At 36.9% G+C, this 5,213-nt stretch carries 8 protein-coding genes and 1 pseudogene; 4 read left to right on the top strand and 5 right to left on the bottom strand.

Going from position 1 to position 5,213, the window contains the following annotated elements; translation table 11 throughout:
* Positions 1 to 195: 195 nt before the first annotated feature.
* The gene (locus tag NFR99_RS14585) at positions 196 to 555 is read left to right on the top strand and encodes a winged helix-turn-helix transcriptional regulator (RefSeq protein ID WP_251354008.1); all 360 of its coding nucleotides are present in this window, start codon (positions 196 to 198) and stop codon (positions 553 to 555) included.
* Between the two features lie 57 nt (positions 556 to 612).
* Here the strand turns inward: NFR99_RS14585 and NFR99_RS14580 are convergent, their stop codons facing one another.
* The 5 genes from NFR99_RS14580 to NFR99_RS14560 all read right to left on the bottom strand — a co-directional run bounded on the left by NFR99_RS14580 (position 613) and on the right by NFR99_RS14560 (position 3,659).
* Positions 613 to 870 carry an SDR family NAD(P)-dependent oxidoreductase gene (locus NFR99_RS14580; RefSeq protein ID WP_330642220.1) on the bottom strand — a complete coding sequence of 86 codons (258 nt, stop codon included), beginning with the start codon at positions 868 to 870 and terminating at the stop codon, positions 613 to 615.
* 89 nt (positions 871 to 959) lie between these two features.
* Complete coding sequence (locus tag NFR99_RS14575) at positions 960 to 1,382, bottom strand: DUF2000 domain-containing protein (protein WP_251354007.1); 423 nt, start codon at positions 1,380 to 1,382, stop codon at positions 960 to 962.
* 2 nt (positions 1,383 to 1,384) lie between these two features.
* Complete coding sequence (locus NFR99_RS14570; RefSeq protein ID WP_251354006.1) at positions 1,385 to 2,284, bottom strand: DMT family transporter; 900 nt, start codon at positions 2,282 to 2,284, stop codon at positions 1,385 to 1,387.
* The gene (locus NFR99_RS14565; RefSeq protein ID WP_251354005.1) at positions 2,277 to 3,107 is read right to left on the bottom strand and encodes an AraC family transcriptional regulator; all 831 of its coding nucleotides are present in this window, start codon (positions 3,105 to 3,107) and stop codon (positions 2,277 to 2,279) included. The genes NFR99_RS14570 and NFR99_RS14565 overlap by 8 nt, the downstream gene beginning before the upstream one ends.
* Positions 3,108 to 3,233: 126 nt before the next feature.
* Positions 3,234 to 3,659 carry a YbaK/EbsC family protein gene (locus NFR99_RS14560; RefSeq protein ID WP_251354009.1) on the bottom strand — a complete coding sequence of 142 codons (426 nt, stop codon included), beginning with the start codon at positions 3,657 to 3,659 and terminating at the stop codon, positions 3,234 to 3,236.
* Between the two features lie 150 nt (positions 3,660 to 3,809).
* On the opposite strand from NFR99_RS14560, the gene NFR99_RS14555 reads away from it, so the two are divergent.
* The 3 genes and pseudogenes from NFR99_RS14555 (at position 3,810) to NFR99_RS14545 (ending at position 4,916) form a co-directional block, all read left to right on the top strand.
* Entirely contained in the window at positions 3,810 to 4,169 is a 360-nt protein-coding gene (locus NFR99_RS14555; protein WP_251354004.1) for a winged helix-turn-helix transcriptional regulator, read from the top strand.
* Positions 4,112 to 4,513 (top strand): annotated as a pseudogene (locus NFR99_RS14550) (YbhB/YbcL family Raf kinase inhibitor-like protein). The gene NFR99_RS14555 and the pseudogene NFR99_RS14550 overlap by 58 nt, the downstream one beginning before the upstream one ends.
* A complete protein-coding gene (locus NFR99_RS14545) occupies positions 4,503 to 4,916 on the top strand; it encodes an FUSC family protein (RefSeq protein WP_251354003.1) in 414 nt (137 codons plus the stop codon). Before NFR99_RS14550 ends, NFR99_RS14545 begins: the two are co-directional and overlap by 11 nt.
* Positions 4,917 to 5,213 lie beyond the last annotated feature (297 nt).

The following is a 5,213-nucleotide window of genomic DNA, read 5'->3' as shown; positions in this document are numbered from 1 at the left end:
TCTACCTTTTTGCTCATGTAATCACGAACAGAATACCTTGATTTTGCAATGTCTAAAAAGCTCATAAATTTTCCTCCTATCACTAAACTTGATTTTCAGGTTTCCCTGTACTATAATTATATCGCAAACAAATATAAAGGTAAGTACGCACTTTTAGGGTATATACTATTAAAAAAGTAAGTTAGGAGAATTTTTATGAGTATAAATTGCAAAAGTAGTTATAACTGTCCCGTAGAAGCTACGATTGACTTAATTGGCGGAAAATATAAATCAGTCATTCTTTGGCATCTCATGGGTAAAACCTTGCGATACAGTGAACTACATAAATTAGTCCCCAAAGCAACCGATAAAATGTTGGCACAACAACTAAGAGAACTTGAAAACGACGGACTGATAAACAGAAAGATCTACCCTGTCGTTCCTCCCAAAACAGAATATTCTTTAACGGATTTCGGCAATACTCTCGCCCCAATCTTAGATGCTATGTGTGATTGGGGCAGTGTTTATTTAGATGAAGTAAATACTCCGCCAACTTGCAGCAAATCCCAAAATTAAAACCCAATCTCTACAAATAGGAAATTGTATCTCTTTTTTATAGAGATTTTACATCGTTTAAGTGTAACTCTCATTTCTGTACAATATACTGACATAAAACTTTGCCGCACAATAGGTTACCGCATTGGGAACAATCGTATAGCCGCCGCAGGAAGAAACATTGATAAGCTGCGTCCCTTTCGTATCTTTAAAATCACGGACAAACAGGGAAGAAAAGATAGTGAGGGTTTCCACATTCAAATGCAGCATCCGACTGATTTTCTCCAAATTCTGATTCCCAATGCTGCCATAATTTCCAAATCCCGCATTGTTAATCCATGTCCGTAAAGGATATGATTTTATGCTTCCGTATAGATGGAAAACATTTTGAGGAACAGAGGAATAAGCTCCTCTGCTTTCTCTTTTTATCTTAATAAAGGCATATTCCCCGTCAATTTGTTAATCTGCTTTTTATTGCCGCAGATTGCGATACCAATATAATTCAATTTGACCTCTGAGGTGTTCGCCATTTTACCAATGAACTCATCGTAAGTTTTACACCCTTGTGCTAAATCAGAAAAATCAACAACCGTAAGTTCTGCAAATTTTGGCTCAAACAGTTTTGTTCTGAGATTTTTCAGTATCTCCTTATTTCCCTTTAATATCGGTACTGGAAACTGTATAATTCCCATGTGGGGATTGCCCTCTAAATCAAGCACATCATTCCCGACAACATCAGGCATTTTCATTCCCATAGTAATGCCGAGGATAGCGGCGGTGTTTGCAATAATCCCAAGCGGTAAGTTTTCATCAACCACAATGACACATTTTTCATTCTCTACATTCATTTTCACTTTCCTCTTTTCCTAAATTTAGGTTTACTTTCTGAAAGAAACAATCCGATTAAAGTAAGCCCTATTCCTACCGCAGCCATCCATGTGATTTCTTCCTTTAATACAATAACGGATGTGACGACGGTGATGACAGGGACTATATAGATATACACGCTTGTCTTAACAGCCCCAAGCACCTTGACCGCATAATTCCAAGTAACAAAACAAAGGGCTGATGCACCCAGACCTAAATATATAAGGTTTAGAGCATACTCTGGCTTTACAAACTTCTGCACATCCAGGCTAAAATCAAAAACAAAAAGGAATGGGATGATAAAAAGTATTCCGTATGCAAATATCCTCCTTGTAATTTGAATTGTATTATATCCATAGCCGCTGATTTTTCGTGTAAGCAAGGAATAAACTGCCCATACGAATGCCGCAACAATCGCTAAAATATCACCAATAGGATTCAGCTTCAGTTCTGAGCTGCTGAAACTGATAAGACATATTCCTGTGATGGCTACAATAAATCCAATAAAAAATTGCGCTTTCAGTTTTTCTTCTGTCTTTCGTAATACATGAGATAAAACAGCAGTAAAAAACGGAGCGACAGAAACAATAACGCCGACATTAGAAGCCATCGTATAGGTTAATGCTATGTTTTCAAACAGGTAGTATAAACATATCCCGCATAGCCCCGCCGCAGCAAATGTAAGCTCCTGCTTTTTATCTTTTATTCCTAATCGTTTTGGGTAAACAGCTATCAGCACAAGTAATCCCATCAAAAATCTGAAAAACAGTATCTCTATCGGTGTAAAATCTGCAAGCAGTATTTTGGTGGATATGAAAGTCGTTCCCCATATCACAATCGTAATCAGAGCTGTGATATGCCCTGTGCCAGTTCCTTTATCCATGATTATTGCCGCCCTCCTTGAAAATGCGTCCGTATGCGGCAGGCGACAGTCCGATGAACATATGAAAAAAATTTGAAAAGTGGCTCTGGTCTGAAAAGCCTGTCTGTATTGCGGCGGAGGCCGCAGATACGCCTTTCTCCAATAATTCCTTTGCTTTACCTATCCGTATTGTCTGAAGATACCTATATGGCGTAACCCCCTTTGATTTGGTAAACGCACGAAGCAGTGTGGATTTACTAAGACCGCTGCATTTACAAAGGTTTTCCAATGTGATATGCTCTGCAAAATGTTCTGACATAAATACGCAGGAACTCTCTATTTCTTCGCTGCACTCTGGAATACAGTTCTCAAAAAGTTGTCCGTATTGTTCGATAAGCAACGAAATAAGGAGCAGGAACATTTCTTCTTTTTCAAACTCTTCCCCACCGTCCATAATCATCTGATGCAAAGAATGGAGATAAAGATTCAGCTCATCATTTTCAATGACATTTTCCGAAAAAACAAGCAATGCCCTTTGCCCTGTTATTTCTTCTGCTAATGACAGCATCGTTTCTTTTGGAATATTCAAACCTCTGTAATTAAGCGTTTTACCGTCACATTGCGCACAACTGTGATTATCGTTCGGATTAAACAAGAGAATATTTCCCTGACCTACTATATATTCTTTATTTTTGCAGGACAAACAGCGTGTCCCTGCTTCCATAAACCCAATCACATAATAATCATGAAAATGATTCGGAAACGGCTGTACGATTCCCTCAAAACGATATGCTTCAAGATGTAAATCATCATCATAGCAGACTGTCCGTATTTCTTTCTGCATGGTAACACCTCCTACCCTATATTCTACTCAATATGTTTGTCGATTTCTTGTAAGATATCTTCATTTTCCAAAACACAGCTATAAAGGAAACAGGCAGAGGAATAAGCCCTTTGCCTGTTCTTTTCATCACAATATTTTGCAGACATCAATCCATTTTATAAAGCCAGAGCATTCTTCCAACTCTTCCAAAGAAAGCTCTATTGCACTATTCGGGCTGCCGCACGCAGGAAACACTGTATTGAAGCGTTTAAGCGATACATCTAAGTACGTTTCCACTCCCACATTTATAGCAAAAGGACAAACGCCTCCAATAGTGTGTCCGACTAAAGGCTCTGCTTCATCGAAAGACAACATTTTCGCTTTTGTGTCAAACCGGGCTTTGTACTTAGCATTATCAATCTTGGCATCACCCGGTGCAACAATCAATATTACTTCTTCGTCTATATGAAATGATAATATTTTAGCAATTCGGTTTTCTTCACAATGCAAAGCCTTAGCAGCAAGGGCGACCGTTGCACTTGATACTTCAAATTCCTGTATCCTCTCCGAAATATATTATAACATATCTAAATTTATTATAACATACTTATCCCCAAAATTCAAACTGTCTGAAAGAAAGCATAAAATATCAACTGTTGCTTTCTGAAATTCTGGAAAAATAAAAGAAATCGTTGTAGACTATCCAACAGGAGATGATGGTATATGAAAATGAGAGATGATTCTACCTGCCCTTTAGAATTAGTTCACGATATGATTAAAGGTAAATGGAAACCAATCATATTGTGGCGACTTCGGCTAGAGGCAACTTCTCTTTCAAAGTTAGAACAGGACATTGAGAGAATTACACAAAAAATGCTTCTGGAACATTTAAAAGAACTTATGGAATATTGTCTTGTCGATAAAAAATCACATTCTGGATATCCATTACATGTGGAATATTTTTTAACTGAACAGATGAAGAATCAAATTTTAGAAACATTGAAAATAATGTCCCATCGTATTCCTTGCCTTTTAAAATTGAAAAAGCACCAGAGAATACATCTTCTTTTGCATTTGTTTTAGAGGATAAAGACGCTTATCCAGTTGTTGGGTTTACATGGATTCATTAGTTAGGGGCAAATCTGAAAAAAAGCGAAGTGAAAGAAAATGAAAGCCAGACGGCAACTGACTTCATACAAGGGGCAAACAGTTGGATAAGCATACAAGGAAATCAACAGAACAGAGGGCAGGCAAGTTATTATGGCGACATGACACCTCCAGATAAAGCACATATATATGAACTCCATATATTTGCACTTGATGAGATGCTTGATTTAAAAAGCGGGTTCTACCTTAATCAACTCTTTAAAAAAATGGAAGTACACATCTTTGAAGAAGCCGTATTAAAAGAAATTTATGAAAAATAAATACTTTAAAGTCGGGCTAAGAACTATTAAAACGGTAATTTCTGTATTCCTATGTTTTTTCATAGATAATTACAGGCATGATAACACCCCTTCTTACGCAGCAATCGCATCCATATTATACACCCAGCCAGATATGAAAAATAGTCTGCGTATTGCAAAAAGCAGGGAAATATCAACCATAATCGGCGGCATGTCTGGGATGCTCTTTTTAACTTTAGAAAGGCGGTTTACTTCCATTTACCCAGAATTATTTAGAGAGCTGGTTTTATCGTTAATGCTTATTCCCCTCATTTACCTATCTCTGCTTTTAAAACAAAAAAATGGAACGGCTCTAATATGTGTTGTTTTCTTATGTGTGACTATAACCCATGAAAGAGATACGAATCCGCTATATTTTGCATGAAGCAGAATTGTTAATATTTCATTAGGAATAGTGATTTCTTTAATTGTAAATTCTATTACATTCCACCAACTTCAAGAGAAAGTATGAACAGATAGTCATAAAACGCTTATATTGTATATGCTTTGTTGCGTAACTTGTAGAAACAGGTATGTAAAGCAAAAGAGCCAGAAGATTAACCTCTGGTTCTCTTTTACTTTTCGGCTATAAATCGTCCATCTATTTTAAAGATGTCTTAAATTGACACGATATTCTCTTAATACCGATTCATCCACATTGGAAATTTGATACTGTAAATGT

The organism is Hominisplanchenecus murintestinalis, from assembly GCF_943193015.1.
Taxonomy (GTDB): Bacteria; Bacillota; Clostridia; order Lachnospirales; family Lachnospiraceae; genus Hominisplanchenecus_A; species Hominisplanchenecus_A murintestinalis.
The sequence above is the reverse complement of the archived record's forward strand: the minus strand, read 5'-3'. Positions and strand labels throughout refer to the sequence as shown.